This window comes from Candidatus Omnitrophota bacterium (genome assembly GCA_016209275.1).
Lineage (GTDB): Bacteria > Omnitrophota > Gorgyraeia > Aquiviventales > Aquiviventaceae > JACQWM01.
The window spans coordinates 1-18909 of the sequence record JACQWM010000049.1; the positions used below are offsets into that span (position 1 = coordinate 1).

The 18909-nt window shown below is 61.7% G+C and carries 18 protein-coding genes and 5 tRNA genes; all 23 read left to right on the plus strand.

What is annotated here, in order from left to right; translation table 11 throughout:
• On the plus strand, window positions 1–133 hold a 133-nt coding region (locus HY737_06640), incomplete at its 5' end, for a tRNA 2-thiouridine(34) synthase MnmA (protein ID MBI4598059.1).
• Entirely contained in the window at window positions 130–951 is an 822-nt protein-coding gene (gene larE, locus HY737_06645) for an ATP-dependent sacrificial sulfur transferase LarE (GenBank protein ID MBI4598060.1), read from the plus strand. The genes HY737_06640 and larE, both read left to right, overlap by 4 nt.
• 128 nt (window positions 952–1079) lie before the next feature.
• The gene (locus HY737_06650; protein MBI4598061.1) at window positions 1080–3284 is read left to right on the plus strand and encodes a PKD domain-containing protein; all 2205 of its coding nucleotides are present in this window, start codon (window positions 1080–1082) and stop codon (window positions 3282–3284) included.
• 131 nt (window positions 3285–3415) lie between these two features.
• Window positions 3416–3488, plus strand: a tRNA-Met gene (locus tag HY737_06655).
• 10 nt (window positions 3489–3498) lie between these two features.
• Window positions 3499–4671 (plus strand): MFS transporter, encoded by a 1173-nt coding sequence (locus HY737_06660; GenBank protein ID MBI4598062.1) that lies wholly within the window; start codon window positions 3499–3501, stop codon window positions 4669–4671.
• Between the two features lie 8 nt (window positions 4672–4679).
• Window positions 4680–6269, plus strand: coding sequence for a response regulator (locus tag HY737_06665; protein ID MBI4598063.1), 1590 nt, complete (start codon window positions 4680–4682; stop codon window positions 6267–6269).
• A gap of 9 nt (window positions 6270–6278) precedes the next feature.
• A complete protein-coding gene (locus tag HY737_06670) occupies window positions 6279–6695 on the plus strand; it encodes a response regulator (protein MBI4598064.1) in 417 nt (138 codons plus the stop codon).
• 123 nt (window positions 6696–6818) lie between these two features.
• Window positions 6819–8240 carry a PEGA domain-containing protein gene (locus HY737_06675; GenBank protein MBI4598065.1) on the plus strand — a complete coding sequence of 474 codons (1422 nt, stop codon included), beginning with the start codon at window positions 6819–6821 and terminating at the stop codon, window positions 8238–8240.
• Window positions 8240–9937 (plus strand): glycosyltransferase family 2 protein, encoded by a 1698-nt coding sequence (locus HY737_06680; GenBank protein ID MBI4598066.1) that lies wholly within the window; start codon window positions 8240–8242, stop codon window positions 9935–9937. Before HY737_06675 ends, HY737_06680 begins: the two co-directional genes overlap by 1 nt.
• Window positions 9918–10802, plus strand: coding sequence for a HEAT repeat domain-containing protein (locus HY737_06685; protein MBI4598067.1), 885 nt, complete (start codon window positions 9918–9920; stop codon window positions 10800–10802). Before HY737_06680 ends, HY737_06685 begins: the two co-directional genes overlap by 20 nt.
• Window positions 10803–10835: 33 nt before the next feature.
• A complete protein-coding gene (tilS, locus tag HY737_06690; GenBank protein ID MBI4598068.1) occupies window positions 10836–11885 on the plus strand; it encodes a tRNA lysidine(34) synthetase TilS in 1050 nt (349 codons plus the stop codon).
• A 14-nt stretch (window positions 11886–11899) separates the two neighbouring features.
• Window positions 11900–13774, plus strand: coding sequence for an ATP-dependent zinc metalloprotease FtsH (locus HY737_06695; GenBank protein MBI4598069.1), 1875 nt, complete (start codon window positions 11900–11902; stop codon window positions 13772–13774).
• 18 nt (window positions 13775–13792) lie between these two features.
• Window positions 13793–14692, plus strand: a complete 900-nt coding sequence (gene folP, locus HY737_06700; protein ID MBI4598070.1) for a dihydropteroate synthase — start codon at window positions 13793–13795, stop codon at window positions 14690–14692.
• Window positions 14693–14696: 4 nt separating this feature from the next.
• The gene (locus tag HY737_06705; protein ID MBI4598071.1) at window positions 14697–15413 is read left to right on the plus strand and encodes a pyridoxine 5'-phosphate synthase; all 717 of its coding nucleotides are present in this window, start codon (window positions 14697–14699) and stop codon (window positions 15411–15413) included.
• Window positions 15410–15784, plus strand: coding sequence for a holo-ACP synthase (acpS, locus tag HY737_06710; protein MBI4598072.1), 375 nt, complete (start codon window positions 15410–15412; stop codon window positions 15782–15784). Before HY737_06705 ends, acpS begins: the two co-directional genes overlap by 4 nt.
• Window positions 15781–16650: an NAD(P)H-hydrate dehydratase gene (locus tag HY737_06715; GenBank protein MBI4598073.1), complete on the plus strand. Its 870-nt coding sequence runs from the start codon at window positions 15781–15783 to the stop codon at window positions 16648–16650. Before acpS ends, HY737_06715 begins: the two co-directional genes overlap by 4 nt.
• Window positions 16641–16712: transfer RNA gene (locus tag HY737_06720), tRNA-Thr, on the plus strand. The genes HY737_06715 and HY737_06720 overlap by 10 nt, the downstream gene beginning before the upstream one ends.
• Window positions 16713–16723: 11 nt before the next feature.
• A tRNA-Tyr gene (locus HY737_06725) sits at window positions 16724–16808 on the plus strand.
• A 9-nt stretch (window positions 16809–16817) separates the two neighbouring features.
• A tRNA-Gly gene (locus HY737_06730) sits at window positions 16818–16888 on the plus strand.
• Between the two features lie 190 nt (window positions 16889–17078).
• Window positions 17079–18170 carry an exo-alpha-sialidase gene (locus tag HY737_06735; protein ID MBI4598074.1) on the plus strand — a complete coding sequence of 364 codons (1092 nt, stop codon included), beginning with the start codon at window positions 17079–17081 and terminating at the stop codon, window positions 18168–18170.
• A 132-nt stretch (window positions 18171–18302) separates the two neighbouring features.
• A complete protein-coding gene (locus HY737_06740; protein ID MBI4598075.1) occupies window positions 18303–18476 on the plus strand; it encodes a helix-turn-helix domain-containing protein in 174 nt (57 codons plus the stop codon).
• Window positions 18477–18663: 187 nt separating this feature from the next.
• Window positions 18664–18735 (plus strand) — tRNA-Thr (locus HY737_06745).
• A gap of 41 nt (window positions 18736–18776) precedes the next feature.
• Window positions 18777–18909 (plus strand): elongation factor Tu (gene tuf / locus HY737_06750; GenBank protein ID MBI4598076.1); only part of this gene is annotated, 133 nt, incomplete at its 3' end.

Sequence of the window (18909 nt, forward strand, 5' to 3'; positions counted from 1 at the left end):
CAGCCCCCAGCCCCCAGCCGACTCGGCGGTATCCGTCGAATTCGATGAACCACAGCAGGCGATCACGCCTGGGCAGGCTGTCGTCTTCTATGATGGCGATGTGGTCCTGGGTGGGGGATGGATCGCTAGATGAGCATGCAGAGCGATCTTCAAAGGAAACAGGAAGCGGTTGAGAGGATCCTCAAAGAATTCGACCGGGTGATTGTCGCGTTCTCAGGAGGGGTGGATTCCACGTTGCTAGCCAAGCTTGCACGAGACATCCTGGGCAGGGAACAGGTCTTGGCGGTCACCGCTGACTCCCCATCCATCACCAGGGAGGACCTTAAAGACGCTCAACAGCTTGCCCAGCAGCTTGGCCTGCAGCATCTGACCATCAACACGCAGGAAGTCAGCAATCCTTCCTACCGAGCCAACAACCCGGTGCGCTGCTATATCTGCAAACAGACCCTATTTCAAGAGCTGGAGGTTCTAGCACGGCGGAAACACTACTCCGCGATCCTCTATGGGGCCATCGCCGATGATCTGTTGGACGAACGGCCGGGTCAACGGGCGGCAGCCGAACGCGGCATCCACGCTCCGCTTCAAGAAGCCGGCTTGGCGAAGTGGGATGTCCGGGCCCTTGCCCGAGCGCTGGGGCTGCCCAACTGGGACAAACCGCAAAACGCCTGCCTCTCCTCTCGGATCCCGCACGGCGAGCCGGTGACCGAGCAAAAACTCGCTCACATTGAGAGAGCTGAAGCGGCAGCCAAGGCCGAGGGCTTCAAGCAAGTCCGCGTTCGCCACCATGGCAGCCGAGCCTCTATAGAGGTTGGAGCCGAGGAGTTGCCCCGTCTTCAAGATCCCGCCCTCCTCCGCCGCCTGATCGCCGCCGTCTGCTCGTGCGGATTCTCGACGGCAGAGATCGACCCTCAGGGCTACCATTCGCTGCCTGCGCTTTCGGCCGTTCGGTAGCAAATTTTCTCTTGCCAAAGTCCCGCATCTCAAGTATACTAATCGATTGTCACTGATTTTCTTATGCGAAAGTGAAAACTTTTATAATATATGGAGTCGAATTAAGGAACGCTAAGGAGGATGGGGACATGATCCAGCTGCGGCAGGCTGTTGTCACAACGATGTTTTGCGCCTCAACCGCTATGGCGGCCCAGCCGCTCTGGGCCGCGCAAGGCCCTGATGCCGCGATGGAGTCCGCGATGCGCCAGCAAGCCATTGAGCGAGCCATTGCCGCAGCCAGCACGACAAAGAGGAAGCCAGCATCTACCACGACCGCAACGCGAAAAACCTCGCCCGCCAAAAAATCTCCAGCCAGAGCATCCGACAAAGGCAGACAAACGTCTGCACCGATTCCTGATCAGGTCGTCAACGGCGTGAAATGGTTCTATATCTTCGGCTCCCACGGTAAAACAGATTACGGGGCTCGTCCGGACAACCTTGAGGTGTTTGTCGAGGTTCCCCGCTCGTTCGGCGCACCGATCAGCCTGCGCGTGTTTGACGCCGACATTAAAGGAAAGCGCGATGAAATGGCCGGGGGATGGAACACTATCACCAGGTTCAGCGTGTATGGGGCTGGCTCAAAAGCGCTCGCGTCCTATACGATTGGGCCGGAAGCGGCCGATGGCACCACGCTGGAATTCGGCCCGTTCCCCTTGGAGATGGGCGACACCCAAGGCGACAACGCGGTATTCCGGTTTGAGGCGCAGGGACTGGCCGGAGATGACAACAATGTCTTCTCCTTGGATGTGCTCCCGCCGGGCGTTGAAGCCTATGCCTTAAGCCCTTCCATCCGTCTGGCTGAGCAGGCCGATGAAACGTTGGCCACCGCATTTCCCCGCATGCCGGGAAAGCCTGAAGCCACAATGGAGTTTTTCCCGGCGGTTCCTGAAGGCAGCACCTGTGTGGTGGAATCCAATTATGACGTGGATCCGGATGGCGCGCGCCTCTCGCTGATTTCCCCGACCGGCAAGTGCTACCCCATCAAGTCCTCGGGGAGCGAGGCCTGGGTGTCCACTCAAGTGCCGGTGCTGGAAGGCGAAGGCGGCCGCCGATGGATTTACCGGATGACCAAGGTGACCCAGCGCAAAGGCAACGCCGGCTTTGAGTTTAAGGATCAGAGCGGGCAGCCGCTGCGCATCTACTTCACGAAGGGTGCCGGGGCCCCGCCGGCTCCCAGCACAGCCGCACCGAAAGTCACGCCGATTAGCTCCTGCAATACCTTCGAATTTGACGGGTCGCGCTCCTCGGACCCTGATGGCAACCGCCTCACGTACACCTGGGATTTCGGCGATGGCACCACCACTGAAGGAGTGCGCGTGCCCCATACGTTTGCGAAGGCGGGGGACTATCGGGTCACCCTCACGGTCGATGACGGCACCTCCACCACCTGCTGCGAGGATAAAACCGAGCAGATCGTGCATGTCAACACACCCCCGAAGGCGGTGTTTTCAGCTCCCCCTCGGGCGTGCGTCGGGGCACCCGTGAGCCTCAGCGCCATGCAGTCGAGCGACACGCCCGGCGAGGCCCTCACCTATCGCTGGGATTTTGGGGACGGCACGGTCGCCGAGGGCATGACGGCGAGCCACAGCTATACCAAAGGCGGCACGTACCGGATCAAGCTTCTGGCCGATGACGGCCAGCACACCGCCTGCTCAACCAATGAAATGGTGCAGGTCATTCTCGTCAACAGCCCGCCGGTGGCGAAAGCCCAGCAGACGGCGACGGCCTGCGCCTACCACGGCAACCAGCCGCTTGACGTCAAATTCAGTGGTGCTGGATCGGCGGATCCGGATGGCAACGCGCTGAGCTACCGATGGGATTTTGGCGACAAGTCCCAGGCCGGCGAGGGAGCGCAAACATCCCATGTGTATCAAAAGGGCGGGAAATATACGGCGACCTTAACCGTGGATGATGGGTTGGGCTCGGCATGTTCAACGGCCTCCGCCGCCATTCCGGTGATCGCGAATCATGCGCCGACGATCACCCTCAAACCCATCAGCGGCTGCGCGAACGAATCGCTGAGCCTCATGGCCGGCGAGGGCCAAGATCCTGACGGCGATGTCTTGACCTACACCTGGAGCTTGGGCGATGGCGAAACCGGCTCAGGCATGATCCTCAAGCATACCTACGTGAAAAACGGAACGTATCGCGTGCGCGTCACCGCCGATGACGGCAGCGGCACGGCCTGCGGCACCGCGACCGCCGAAGCGACCGCGACGATCAACGCCCCGCCGTCGGCGACGATGCTGATCCGCGCGGAAGGCGGAAAAGTCTACGTGCCTCCGGCGGAGTAATCGGCGGCGAACCTGCCCTTGCGATTTTCGAAACGCTGCGCGTTTGCACAGCCCCTCACGATGCCGTGGGGGGCTGTGTGTTTCTTGGGCGGGATTCCGCTATAATACTACTCGTGATGGAGCGCGGGTACGGCGGTGTAGCTCAGTTGGTAGAGCAGAGGACTCATAAGCCTCGGGTCACTGGTTCGAGCCCAGTCACCGCCAGTTTCGCCTCATGAGAAATCTACGATCTCCTCTCGCCATTATTTTCCTGACCGTGTTCATTGACCTGGTGGGCTTCGGAATCGTCATCCCGATTTTGCCCCTGTACGCCGAGCGCTTCGGCGCATCGCCCTTGGTGATCGGGCTGCTGCTCGGCGTCTACTCCGCGATGCAATGCCTCTGCGCGCCGCTGCTGGGGAAACTCTCAGACCGGATCGGCCGGCGGCCGGTGCTGCTGATGAGTTTGCTCGGCACCGCGGCGGGCTTTCTGCTCATGGGGCTGGCACAAACACTCAGCCTCCTGTTCGTCGCCCGCATCATCGATGGGGCGACCGGCGGCAATATCTCCACCGCCCAGGCGTACATCGCCGATGTCACATCGCCGGAGGAGCGCTCCAAGGGCATGGGGCTCATCGGGGCGGCGTTCGGATTAGGATTCATTTTCGGGCCGGCCATCGGCGGCGTCCTCAGCCATGTGTCGATCGCCGCACCCTTTATCTTCGCCTCGGGCCTCGCTGCCATGAACGCCGCGGCGGTCTATTGTTTTCTTCCGGAGAGCTTGCCCACAACCGATCGAACCACCATGCGGCAGCCCGGCACCGTCCCGAGCATCTTCCGCATGCCTCAGAGCCGGTCGTTGCCGCTCGTCATGGCCACGTACTTCGTCACCACCGTCGCGTTTTCGCTGCTGACGGCCACGTACCCTTTGTTCACTGAGCGCCGCTTCGGCTACGGGCCCAGCCAGAACGGTTATATTTTCGCCTGCCAGGGCCTGCTCAGCGCGATCATTCAAGGCGGCTTGGTGGGATGGCTGGTCAAAATCTCAAGCGATAAGACGCTCGCACTCGCTGGGGCACTCCTCTTAGCTGTGGGGATGTTTTGGCTGCCCTTAAGCGGCACAGCGGTCGTGCTCTTCACCGCCACGGCGATCATTGCGGTCGGGCACGGGTTGGTCGCGGCCCCCCTCAATGGGCTCGCCTCGAAGCAGGTGAGCGCTTCCGCCCAGGGCCGAGTGCTCGGCCTGATGCAATCCACCGCCAGCACGGCGCGGATCGTCGGCCCGGTCCTGGGGGGATGGCTGATGAACCACGATGTCATCCGGCTGGCCCCCATCGTCGGCCAAACCCCGTACTGGGCAGGAGGGGCTTGCATGCTGATTGGTATTGCCTTGGCCTCGCGTTTGTAACCGCCGCGATGCCAGAGCCTCAGCATTTTAAAGTGCTCCTCATCGAGGACAATCCTGACGATGCCCAGATGATCCGCGAAGCGCTGGGGGCGATTAAGACCGCCACCTTCGATCTGGTGTGGTCCAACCGGGTGTCCATGGGACTGCAGCGGCTGGGCGAGGGCGGTATCGACATCATCCTGACGGATCTTCACCTGCCGGATAGCAGCGGGTTCGAAACGATCCAGAAGGTCACCGGGCAAGCGCGCGGCGTGCCGGTCATCGTGCTTACCTCCTCTGATGACGAAGCGCTAGACATGAAAGCCTTGCAGTACGGAGCCCAGGATTATCTGGTCAAGGGCTATGTGCAAGTCTACCGGAATCTGCTTGAGCGGTCCGTCCGGTATGCGATTGAGCGCAAGCACGCGGAGCAAGAGGTCGCCCGGTTGGCCTCATTCCCCGAGCAACACCCTGACCCGGTGATTGAAACAACGCTCGAGGGCCACATCACCTATATCAACCCCGCCGCCCGCGCCCATTTTCCAGCCCTGGGCGAACCGGGCGCGTCCCATCCAGCGCTTGAGGGCCTGCCGGAGATCGCCGAAGAGCTCAAGCACAATGGTGCGACCTCGAAAATCCGCGAGATTACGCTGGGGGCGCGCACGTATGAGCAACGCATCTCCTATCACCCCGAGACCAATTTGCTGCGAAGCTACGTGGCGGACATCACGGCGCGCAATGAACTGCAGCAGCGCGAGAAAGCCCTCTCCGATGCGGTGACGGCGGCCGCCATCACGGAGATGAAGCGCGCCACGGAGCTTGAGCGCGCCGTGTCGGAATTGCGGCGCACCCAAGCCATGCTGATCCAGGCTGAAAAAATGACCGCGGTGGGGCAGCTTGCCAGCGGCGTGGCCCATGAGGTCAAAAACCCCCTCGGCATCCTGCTGCAATGCATCAATTACCTGGAAGGCGACGCCGACCACACCCGGCGGCAGGAAGTCTTGCAAGTCATGCGCGAAGCGGTCCAGACCGCGGATAAAATCGTCCGCGGGCTGCTGGATTTCTCCCGTCCGGCCGTCCCGGAACTCAAACCCGGCTCGCTGTGCCGCGTGATCGAGGCGGCCTTGGCCCTGGTGGCCACGCAGCTGGAGAATCAGGGCATCAAGCTCAGCAAAGAGTGTCCAGCGGATTTGCCGGAGGTGATGATTGACGAGCATCAGCTGAAGCTGGTGTTCATCAATCTGCTCCTCAATGCGGCCCACGCGATGCCGCAGGGAGGGCCGCTGCGCATCATCGCTTATGCCAAAGAGCTGATGACCGGCCGCGGTGTCGGATCGCGCGGGCAAGATGTGTTCCGCCCAGGCGATACCGCCGTCGTGTGCGAGATCGCCGATGCCGGCGTGGGCATTTCGAAAGAAAATCTCTCGAAGATTTTCAACCCGTTTTTCACCACGAAACCCCCCGGCGAAGGCGTTGGGCTGGGGTTGCCGATTTCCGCCACGATCGTCGAGGGACATCAGGGGCTGATGCAGGTCGATAGCGAAGAGGGAAAGGGCACGACGGTCATGGTCATCCTGCCGCTTGCCGCAGGCCGCCGAACCGAAGACCGTCAACCGTAGGAGTCTGCCATGGCGCAAGACAAGGAGCACCCGGTCGTGCTCATGATCGATGATGAAGCGAATCACCGCAAAGTGGTCAAGCTGATCCTGGAACGCGAAGGCTACCGGGCCTTGACCGCGGCCAATGGCGAGGAGGGGCTGATCTTGGCGAAGGTCGAGCAGCCCGATGTGATTCTGCTCGACGTGATGATGCCGAAGATGGACGGGTATGAGGCGCTGAGGCGATTGCGAGCCGATCAAGACCTCAAGGACATCCCGGTGATTATGGTGACCGCGCGAGGCACTGAGCATGATATTGCCACGTCGTTCCGGCTTGGAGCGATCTTCCACTTGGAGAAGCCCTACGAGACCGGAGACCTGCTGAAGAAAATCCAGGTGGCCCGCACGCTGGCCACGCAGGGAGGCCCTGAACATAATAACCAATAACCAAGCACCAATAACCAAACAATGACCAATGTTCCAATGATCCAATTACCAAACAGTTTGGTCATTGGTGATTCGGTCATTGGATATTCTTTGGTCATTGGAATTTGGTGATTGGTTATTGTCATGCAGATTATCCGCCGGATCGTCTTCGCGCTGTTCGTCGCCATCTACGTCGTGACGTGCCCGATGGTGATTATGCGAAGCCTCGGGTATGCCTATCACCCCGGGCCGGGACAAGAACTGGTGAGAACCGGCCTTATCTCTGTGGCCTCGATCCCGCAGGGGGCAACGGTGTATTTGAATAATCGCCGATACGCCAAACGCACGCCCACCACCATTCCCGACCTGCTGCCAGGCACCTATACCGTCAAACTCGTCCTGAAGGACCATCAGCCGTGGAGCGACACCGTCGCGGTCGCCGTAAAAAAAGCGACGGTCTTGGAGAAAATCGTCCTGCTCCCCGCGGTGTTCACCCGCACGATGCTCAGTCGCGCGGCGCATGAAGCGCTCTGGCCTGTGCCGGACACTCGCTGGATGGTGCTCCCCCGCGGAACCCGCCTCGCTGACGTGGCGGTCTATGATGGGAGAGAGGAGCGCCTGCGGCCCTTGGCGTCCGAGGCCTCAGCATTTGGGACGCATCGCCTCGCCGGCGTCACCGTGATGCGAGACAGCCCGATCATCCTGCTGCGCACCATCACGGATGGCCATCCGGCGTATCTGCTGGCGGATCTGAGAACCGATCCAGTGCATCTTGAGGAGATCACCGCGATCGTGCCGGAGCCGCTCGATGATGTCGTCTGGGATCCGCTTGACCGGAAGCGCCTCTTTGCGGTCTCTCGCGCCTCGCTCTATCGGATCGACCTCGGCCCGAAACCTACGCGGACGCCGCTGCGCGCTGGCGTCGCAGGCCTGGGGTGTTTTGAGAAACTCCTCTATGCGCTGACCGATGAAGGGATCCTCCGGCTTGATCATGACGGGAAAAGTGCTGGCTCCCTCTTTGGCGAGGCCGCCCCGATCCGATTGCTGGAGCGGCTCCGCCAGAATGAGCGGTTTCAGATCACGGTCTTTGCGAAGGAGGCTGTGGTGCTCTCCGGCGCGCAGGGTGAGATTCTCACCGGGCGGCCGCTGCGGCGTTTCGTCGATCATGGCATCATTGGGCTGGCCTGGGCCGAGCCGCGCGCGCTGGTGTGGCACGCCCACGCCCTGGGCGTGCTTGATTTCTCCGCAGCGATGGAGAACGCTGAAGATCGCTGGGACGCTCCGGAGCTGCAGTGGTGGCATACGCAGGGCAAGCGCATCCAGCAAGCGTTTTGGGTGCTGGGAGGATCGCACGTCCTGTTTCGCGATGGCGACCGCGTCATGCTGCTTGAGCGCGCGCCCGAGGGGGCATCGCGTCTTGCGGACATTTGCCGCGTAAAGCCCGAGACATCGATTGCCTACAGCGAAGAGCAGGGAAGCCTCTTTTACTTGGAGCCCGCCACGGGGGCATTGGTGCGCCTGCGCCTGCTGCCGCACAAAGAGCTGCTGCCGCTCTCGAAGCGCTAATGGCCTTTCACTTTACCCGGCGCGGATTATCGCAGGCCGAGCATCGCCGGCAACGCCTCTTTGAATGTCTTCCGGGCGGGCTGAGCTGGGCGACCATCCTCGGCCTCCTGCTCTTGTCCTGGTGGCGGCCGTTGACCGCCGCCATCGTCATCATCGCCTTTGATCTCTATTGGCTGCTGCGGTTGTTTTACATGACGCTGTTTCTGATGCTCTCGTATTTCCGCCTCTCCCTGGAGACCAAGACGGATTGGATGGCGCGCCTCCGAGAGCTCGCCCAGCCCACGCAAGCGCTGGAGCATCTCGCGCGCACCTCCCATCCGCAGCATCCCAAGGCCCAGCTGTCCCAGTGGCTGCATCGCCGAGCCTTGCGCTCTTTCATCGGCGCCGCAGCATCCGCGCCCAGATGGCAGGAGGTGTATCACGTGATCCTGTTTCCGATCTTCCGGGAGGACCCTGCCATTATCGAAGCCGGCGTGCAGAGCGTGCTTCGCCAAACCTTCCCGGCGAAACAGATTGTGGTCGTCTTGGCGGTGGAGGCTCGAGCCGAGCCGCAGATTCTCGCAGGCGCTCGCGAGCTGCAGGCACGGTATCGCGGGCAGCTGCTGGAGCTGTTGGTGACGGTGCATCCTGATGGGGTGCCCGGCGAAGCGCAGGTCAAGGGGGCCAATGCGACCTGGGCCGCCAAGGCGGCCGAGGCCGCGCTGCAGCGCCATGGGATCCCGCTTGAGCAAGCCCTGATGTCTTGTTTCGACGCCGATACCGTCGTCAGCGCGCACTACTGCGCGTGCCTGACCTACGGATTCCTCACCACGCGAGAGCGGACGCGCGCGAGCTTCCAGCCAATCCCGGTCTACCATAACAACATCTGGGAGGTCCCGGGTTTTGCGCGCGTGCTGGACATCGGCTCCTCATTTTTCCAACTGATTGAAGCCACCAACCCCGAGCAGCTGGTCACCTTTTCAAGCCACAGCATGAGCTTCAAGGCGCTGGCCGATGTCGGCTACTGGCCCGTCGACATGGTCTCCGACGACTCGGCGATTTTCTGGAAAGCGCTGTTTCACTACGAGGGGCGGTACCGCGTCATCCCGTTGCCGATTACCGTGTCGATGGACGTGGTGTCAGCGCCCACGTGGTGGAGCACCGTGCGTTCCGTGTACAAGCAGAAGCGGCGGTGGGCCTGGGGCGTGGAAAATCTCCCCATCGTCTTCCGCGGGTTTCTCCACGCGAAGGCCATGCCGCGGCTTCAACGGCTCAGGTATGTCGTGAAACTCCTGGAGATGAACTGGGCCTGGGCGACCTGGCCCCTGCTGCTGACGGTCATCGGGTGGTTGCCGGTCCTCGCGGCTCAACGGGAGTTCTCCAGCACGGTCCTCTACTACAGCGCGCCCAGGATCCAGGCGACGATTTTTGAACTCTCCTCGCTGTCCTTTGCGGTGACAATTTGGCTCAGCTGGATGCTCTTGCCGAAACCGCGCGTGAAATACTCGCTGCTAAAACGGCTGGGGCTCGCGCTGGAATGGCTCTGTATTCCGCTCATTACGGTGTGCTTCATCGCCGTGCCGGCGCTCGACGCTCAGACGCGCCTGCTGGCGGGGCGGCGCATGGAGTTCTGGGTGACCGGCAAGCGCCATCCGGGAGGGAGGTTGTCGCTGAGAGCAAAGTCGCGTATGATGGGGGATGATGAAATCAACGATTGAATTGAAGCATGTCGGGCCGCGGCAGCACGTGCAGCACCTCCTGGAGGAGCTCATCGGACGCCTGGAAGATCGCTTGCGCCATTTCCGCGGGGAGGCGCTGTCGATCCACGTCGTGTTCGAAGAAAACGGCGCGCGCAAGCTCTACCGCACCTCGGTGACCTGCCACATTCCCCGCCGCATCATCGCCGCCCACGAGGAGCATCGGGACCCGGGGATCTCCATTCGGGAATCGTTTGCGGAAATCGAGCGCCAGCTGGAAAAGCAGCTCGCGCGATTTCGGCCGCATGCGTTGCGCAGACGGGCGGCGCGCTCGCTCGTGGCCGGCTGCCTGATCCTCGGCATCCCCGCATCACCAGCACGGAGCGCTGAGCCGTCGGATCTGAGTCCGCAGGCGGTGGAGGCGTTGCGCCTCATCGAGTCCCGTGATCCATACCAGCAGCAGCTGGGATTCCTCCGTCTGGAGGCCTTGCGCGAGCCGCCCAGCACCGGTTACATTCGAAAATACGTGGACGATCGCAATCCGCAGCGGCGGGCTGATGCCCTGCGAGCCATGGCCGCCATTGCCGGGCCCGCCGCCATTCCGCTGCTGCTGCGCAAGCTGCAAGAAGAACGGCACCCCCGCGTGCGGCGCGCCGCCCTGCTGGGTCTCGAGCCGCTGCAGCCTGCGGATCCTGGAGTCTTTCCGGCATTCCTGAAAGCGCTGCGCGACCGCCACCCGACGGTGCGAATGGCCGCGGTGGATGTGGTCAGCCGGATTGATGATCCCCGAGCCCGCGAGGCGATTTTCACCCGGCAGCAGCGCGAGCGCCATGGCGATGTGCGGCGCGTGCTCGCCCTCGCCCTCAAACGCCTTCAGCCGAAGTAACCGCGGCCACCAGCTCCCATGGCATCCCCGTCGATGCTTGAGCGAATCACTCAGGCCATCACCACGCATCAGCTGCTCACGCCAGGAGACCGCGTGGTCGTGGCGGTCTCCGGCGGAGCGGATTCCGTCGCCCTGCTGCACCTGTTCACGCGGCTTCAGCCGGCATGGAAGCTGGCCCTGGTCGTCGGGCATGTGGATCATGGCTTGCGAGCCTCCTCGAGCGAGGACGCCGAATTCGTCCGCCGACTGGCCGCGCGGTGGAGATTGCCCGTCGCCATCGAGCGCCGCGAGGTCGGCCGCGCCTGCGCGGACAACGGCTGGTCGCTCGAAGATGGGGCTCGGCGGATCCGCTACGACGCCCTGCAGCAGATGGCCCGCCGAGCGCAAGCGAACCGCATTGCCCTGGCCCATACGGCCGATGATCAAGCGGAAACCGTGCTGATGCGGCTGCTCCGAGGATCCGGGCTGCTGGGCTTGAGCGCCATCCCCTGGCAGCGGACGCTTGATGAGCGCGCGACGATCATCCGCCCCTTGCTTGATGTCTGGCGCGAAGACGTGCTGGCGTATCTTGAGGCTGAAGGGCTCTCGCACTGCGAGGATCCGTCGAACCGGGATCTGCGCTTTCTTCGCAACCGCATCCGGCATGAGCTGCTGCCGTTGCTGCAGCAGACGTATAATCCCAAGATCAAGCACGCCTTGCTGCAGCTCGCGAACCATACCCATTGGGAGTACCGGTATCTTCAGACGGCTGCGGCGCGGCAATGGAAGCGCGTGGCAAAACGCCATCGAAGCGGCGCCATTCGGATCTCGGTGGAGGGCTTTAACCGCCAACCTAAAGCCCTGCAGCGCCAGCTGCTTCGCCAGACGGTGGAGGCACTCCGCGGCGCTGTCGGCCGGTTGGAGTTCCGCCACTGGGCGGAGGCGGAGCGGCTCTTTACCGAACGGCCCAACGGCGCGATCGTCGACTTGCCGAATGGGTTGCAGCTCATCCGCGAGCGCGATCACGTCATTGCTATCTGCGCTCGGTCAGGCTATACTGAACTGGTAAGACGATTTTCCCACGACGGAGAGAAGGAACCATGAGCACGTTACGACCGATGCCACCGCAACGTTCCCGATGGCTGTTGACCTTCGTGATTCTACTGGGCCTGCTGGGCCTGATGCAGCTGCTGGCTCCCGCCCTGAAAGGGCACCGGCAGATGACCTACAGCGAATTCTACCGCCTCGTGGAAACCAACCGCGAGACCCGCGAGATCACCGATGCGAAGCTGGTCGATGACCGGATTGAAGGCCGGCTGAAAAACGGCGGGGGCTTTTCGGTGTTCGTGCCCCCGAATGACCAGGACGTGGTGAAATTGCTGCGGGAGAACGTGGCCAATTTCGACGTGCAGCCGCCCCAGGCCGGCTTCATGAGCATCATGCTGGGGCTGCTGCCCTGGATTTTTATCTTCGGGTTTATGTGGCTGGTGACGCGCTCAGCGCAGGGCGGGGGGCGCCTGCTCTCCTTCGGCAAGAGCCGCGCGAAGCTCGTGTCGCCCGAGAACCAAACCCGCGTGACGTTCGATGATGTCGCCGGCATCGAAGAAGCCAAGGAAGAGTTGCGGGAAATCATCGAGTTTTTGAAGGACCCGAAACGGTTCCAGCGGCTGGGCGGAAAGATCCCGAAGGGGGTGCTGCTGATCGGGCTGCCGGGCACGGGCAAGACGCTTCTGGCCAAAGCGGTCGCCGGCGAAGCCAGCGTGCCGTTTTACAGCATCAGCGGCTCGGACTTCGTCGAAATGTTCGTCGGTGTTGGCGCCAGCCGCGTGCGCGATTTGTTTGAGCAGGCCCGGCGCAACGCGCGCGCCGGCGGCAAGGGCGCGATCATCTTCATCGATGAAATCGACGCGGTGGGACGCCAGCGGTTCGCCGGCATCGGCGGCGGCCATGATGAGCGCGAGCAAACGCTCAATGCGCTCCTGGTGGAAATGGATGGCTTCGAGACCCAGGAGGGCATTATCCTGATGGCGGCCACGAACCGCCCTGACGTCTTGGATCCGGCCCTGCTGCGTCCGGGCCGGTTTGACCGGCAAGTCGTCGTCAATCTGCCGGATTTGATCGGACGAGAGGCGATCCTCAAAGTCCACACGCGAAAAATCAAACTCGCTAAGGACGTGGATTTAAAGTCCATCGCGCGTCAAACCCCGGGATTCTCGGGTGCTGATTTGGCCAATCTGGCCAATGAAGCCGCCTTGCTGGCGGCCCGGCTGAATAAAGAGAGTGTCAGCCTGCCCGACCTAGAAGCCTCCATTGAGCGCGTCATCGCAGGACCTGAGCGCAAGAGCCGGATCCTGAATGACAAGGAAAAAACGATCACCGCGTACCACGAATCCGGGCACACGCTGGTGGCCCTCTTTACGCCGGACACCGATCCGCTGCACAAGGTGTCGATTATTCCGCGCGGCGCGCACATGCTCGGCTACACGATGCAATTGCCGATCGAGGATCGCCACACGACCGGCAAGCGGGAGTTGAACGCGCGCATGACGGTGATGATGGGCGGCCGGGTGGCTGAAGAGCTGGTCTTCAAGGAAATCACGACCGGCGCGCAAAATGACATCGAAAAGGCCACGGAGATGGCTCGGCGCATGGTCTGCGAATTCGGCATGAGCGAGCGGCTGGGCAGCTTGACGTACGGCCGGCGCGAGCGCCAAATGTTCTTAGGCCGAGACTTGTTCGAAGAGCGCAACTACAGCGAGCAAACCGCCGTGCTGATCGATGAGGAAGTGCGCCGGCTGGTCGATGCCGCGTATGAGCGGGCGCAGAAAACGCTGACCGAGCACCGCGGCCACCTGGAGACGCTGGCCACCAAGCTGCTGGAAAAGGAAGTGTTGGACGGGGAAGAAATCAAGCAGCTCCTGGGCCTGCCCGAGGACTTCACCGCAACGGAACCGTCTGCATCATCCACTGGCAACCACCACCCCACAGCGTGAGGGCGCGTCACGGCGTCCATGAACGGTTTCCCGCGTCCCCGCGTCATGGGGATTCTGAATGTCACTCCTGATTCCTTCAGCGATGGCGGCAAGTTTACTGACCCGGCGGTGAGTGTTGAGCGGGGACGCGAGATGGCCGCCGAAGGCGCTGAGCTGATTGATATCGGCGGGGAGTCAACACGGCCGGGTGCCGCAGCGGTGCCGCTTCAGGAAGAGTTGCGGCGCGTCATCCCCGTCATTGAAGCGCTCTCACGTACCGTGGCGGTGCCGCTTTCCATCGACACCTCGAAAGCCGCCGTCGCCGCAGCAGCACTTCACGCCGGGGCGACCATGGTCAATGACGTCACCGCGCTCCGCGGCGACCCTGAGATGGCGGCCGTGGCCGCGCGCGCGAAGGCCTCGGTCATCCTGATGCATATGCGCGGCACCCCGCGCACTATGCAGCACCGCCCCCGCTACCGCGATGTCGTCGCTGACGTCATGCGGTGGTTGCGCGAGGCGGCCGAGCGCGCCGAAGCCGCCGGCATTGCGCGCTCGCGGATCTTCATCGACCCAGGGATTGGGTTCGGCAAGACCGTGACGCATAACCTGGAGATTCTGCGAGGGCTGCCGCAACTGGTGGACGTCGGATATCCGGTCGTGCTGGGGGCATCGCGCAAATCATTCATTGGAAACATGCTCGATGCTGAGGTCGATGATCGCCTCGCCGGCAGCCTGGCCTGTGCCGCGCATGCGGCCCGCTGCGGTGTGGCCATCGTCCGCGTGCATGATGTCAAACCCACCGTCGACTTGCTGCGAATGATCGATGCAATCAATAACGGAACAGCGACACATGACGCGCGACTCATGACACATGACCAATGCCAAAGGCAGCACGTTAGTCGTGGGTCGTGCGTCATGGGTCATGGATCACCATAGTTCAATGCGACTTGGTGTCAATATCGACCACATCGCCACTGTGCGGCAAGCCCGGCGAGGCGCATGGCCAGACCCAGTCGAGGCCGCGCTGATCTGCCAGCGGGCAGGGGCGACGAGTGTTGTCTGCCACTTGCGGGAAGACCGGCGGCATATCCGCGATGAGGATGTGCGGCGGCTCAAGCGCGCGCTGAGCATTCCGCTCAATCTTGAGATATCGATCGCGCCCTCGGTCATCAAGACAGCGCTCGCGATTCGGCCGGACCAGATCACGCTCGTCCCTGAGCGGCGGCAGGAGCTGACGACCGAAGGCGGGCTTGATGCGCTCACACTGCGCCGGCGGTTGCAACCGATCGTCCGCCGGTTTCAGCAGCGGCGGATCGCGGTCAGCCTGTTCGTTGAGCCCGCAATCTCCCAGCTTGACGCGGCGCGCGCGCTTGGCGTTGAGAGCATCGAGCTGCACACCGGGCGGTACGCCAACGCCGCCGCCGCCGCGGCCGCGGGGCGTCGCGCATCCGTCCAAGCCTTGCAGCGCGCTGCCGCCTATGCGCGCGGCACCGGACTCGCCGTGGCCGCCGGCCACGGGATCGGCTACGACAATGTTCAACCGATCGCGAGGCTGCGTGACATTGAGGAGCTGAACATCGGATTTTCCATCATCAGCCGGGCTCTCTGGGTCGGTCTTGATCGCGCCGTCAGAGAAATGCGGCGTCTCCTTCGATGACGCAGCGCATCGGCTGCGGCATCGATGTCGTCGAGCTGCCGCGATTGCGAACAGCGCTCTCGCGCAACGGCCAGGCATTTCTGCGGCGCGTGTTTACCAGCAGGGAAGTGGCCTATGCGAATGCGCGCCCTCGGACCAGGCTGCTGCACTTAGCCGGGCGATTCGCCGCCAAAGAAGCCGTGCTGAAAGCCGTCTCGTGTCTGGCGCCCAACGCCACGCTCGCCATGCGCGACATCGAAATCCGCAACGATCGCCACGGCCGGCCGCACGTCATCGTGCATCGCAAAGGATTTTCCAGGATGACAATCCACATCAGCCTCTCGCATGTGAGTTCCGTGGCCGTCGCCAGCGCCATGGCGATCAGACGATGACCGCGATGCCTCCAGGATTATTGCCATCTCGCGCTCCGCAGACGCATAAAGGCGATGCGGGGCATGTGTTGATGATCGCCGGAGCGGTCGGCTACAGCGGCGCGGCCGCGCTGTGCACCATGGGGGCGTTGCGCGTGGGTGCGGGGCTCGTCACCCTGGGCCTGCCGAAAAGCTTGCATGATCCGATGGTGGAAAAGCTCACCGAGGCCATGCTCAGCCCGCTGCCGGAAACCTCGAAAGGCAGCTTGAGCCTTCAGGCCTATGCGCCGATCCTTGATTTGATTGAGCAACGCGATGTGGTGGCCATCGGCCCAGGGCTCTCGCAGCATGAGGAAACCAAAGAGCTCGCGCGCCGCCTCGCGGTGAAGATCGTCAAGCCTTTGGTGGTGGATGCGGACGGGCTCAATGCGATGGCGGAAGACGTGGACCTCTTGAAGAAGCGCCTTCTTCCCATGATTATGACACCGCATCCCGGAGAGATGGGACGGCTCGCGAAACTCTCGGCGCACGACGTCCAGCAGGATCGCGAGCGCATCGCGCAAGAGTTCGCAAAAAAATACCGGGTGGTGGTGGTCCTCAAAGGGCACGACACCGTCATCGCCAACTTCGATGGCACCAGCGTCATCAATGAGACCGGCAATCCTGGCATGGCCTCAGGCGGCATCGGCGATGTCTTAACCGGCATGATCGCGGGGTTGCTGGCGCAAAAACTTGAGCCGTTTGACGCGGCACGGCTTGGGGTATACTTGCATGGGCTGGCCGGGGATTTAGCCGCGAAGGACCGCGGCGAGATCGGCTTGCTTGCCTCTGACTTGGTCGATAGAATACCTCAAGCTATTCGCCAGTATCAGAGCATGCCGGTGTAGCTCAGGGGTAGAGCAGCTCATTTGTAATGAGCTGGCCGGGGGTTCAATTCCCTCCACCGGCTTTGACAATTAGGGACAGGTGCCGGAGTGGTCAATCGGAGTTGCCTGTAAAGCAACCGGGCTTACGCCCTACGAAGGTTCGAACCCTTCCCTGTCCATCTTTCCCTGCGGGCGTAGTTCAATGGTAGAACGGGAGTTTTCCAAACTCCTCACGGCGGTTCGATTCCGCTCGCCCGCTGCTTTCCGCTTCCGGAAGGGAAGCGAAGAACAATGCCGATGCCCGAGCCGGGCACCCCGCCATCGGCGGGGTCGGCGACGGGCATGCCGAGCACGGAGTGCGAGGCACACGACCGGGATCAAATAGGCGGGACGAGGCACCGCCCAAGAGTAATGCGCGAGGCACGGCCAGTCGGTTCGAAGAGGAAACTATGAGAAATAACAATATTCTCGGTCCCCTGCTGTTTGCAGCCATATGGTGCGCTGGTGCGCTGTTGCTGGGAAGGGCGGACGCCGAGACTGCGACGCGAAACGTCAATCCAGAAAAGTGCCCGGATAATATCTGGGATGAATCGGAGCAACAAGATCCTGCGCTATGCCCGGAAGACAACCCGGCACAGAATCCGAATACAGCACAAACGCAACGGGTCACGACCACGCCGTCGTTGCAAAAAGAATTTCTCGACAACGTATCAACACTCACCGTGGTTGAGACATGGAAGTTTGAATACGCTGTGAATAGCGGAGGCGCCTTTGTGCCCGACATCGCCGAATACCATGGAAAATTTTACATGTATGCGTTCAAGCCGCTGACAGGCATCGTCAGCTTTTCGAGTGTCGACGGCAAGACATGGACAAACGATGCGGGTGCACGTGTGAACGATGGCCATGGATGGCAATATAGCCACCCCTATGCCGCCATTGCGCCGGATGGACAGCTCTATCTCTTCATGCAAACCATGAAGCAGGGAGGCGGCTCTGTGTATTATGTCAGCCGTAGCGAATCGTCCGATGGTCTGAATTTCACTGACCCTGAGGCGGCCATCACGCCCAAAGAGATCGAACCTGGTGTTGATGTGGGTGTCGCGCATGGCCGGATTCTCAAGTTGGATGATGGGAACTATCTTCTTGCCGTGAGTGCCGGCTATGCCCCGGCAGATCCGCGGTCGTGGGCTGGGCCGGGATCACGACTGGCGTATTCGGCGGATCTGAAATCTTGGGATTTCAGCCCCATCTACTTTGCCGGGTGCCACGATCCGACATTTGACAAGACATCCGACGGCATCCGTCTCTACTGCCATTTCCAGGCGAAGCAAACGCTCCGTTTTGACTCCCCCGACGGATACCAATGGGATTCGAAACATCCGGCGGGTCGTGTGGAATTTTTAGATCGAAACGGCGCCGCGATCAACGGGGAGGATATTGACATCCATAGCTTCAGCGATGGAACGAAGCGGATGTTCATCTCCCTCCATCCCAAAGGCCCGCCATGGGGAGAAATCTGGAGCACGGTGAAAAAGTGATCGCCGCGAGTCCTGCCGCCACCACCTTCAAACCCCAGCAAACCCTAAATAACGCTTGACAGGCTTAGCCGATTGCCGTAAAATTTTAGGTTACGTTTCGTTTTAAAGGGGGTGACCGGCGTGGCGCGCATCATGAACGTGGACGAAGTCGCTCGGTATCTTGGGGTGGTTCCGGATACCATCTACCGCAAGGCCCGGCGCGGCGAAATCCCTGCCGTCAAGATGGGCAAGATGTGGCGTTTCCCCAAAGAAACGCTGGATAAGTGGTTGAACGACTCAGCCCTTGAGTCGGTGAAAAAGAATTGACAAGACTCCATCCTGTGACATAATAATGGTTTTCCTCACACGTCTAACGAGCATGCAACATTTAATGATGGGTGTCCAGAATTGTGTCGTGCTGTGGTTCCTGCCCGTGTGAGCGAGTCCCAACTTCCGAATTACCAAGTGACGTTGCGTATGTGCATCGTGTCTCACAATACTGGCAAGACAACGGGCTGGAGTAGCTCAGTGGTAGAGCACGGCCTTGGTAAGGCCGGGGCCACGGGTTCAATCCCCGTCTCCAGCTTATTTTTGGAGATGGGATGGTAAACAGGAGGTGTGGACGGAATGGCTAAAGCCAAGTTTGAGCGCACCAAGCCCCACGTCAACATCGGCACCATCGGCCATGTGGACCATGGCAAGACCACGCTGACCGCCGCGATCACCAAGGTGCTCGCCGCGAAGGGCCTCGCCCAAGCCA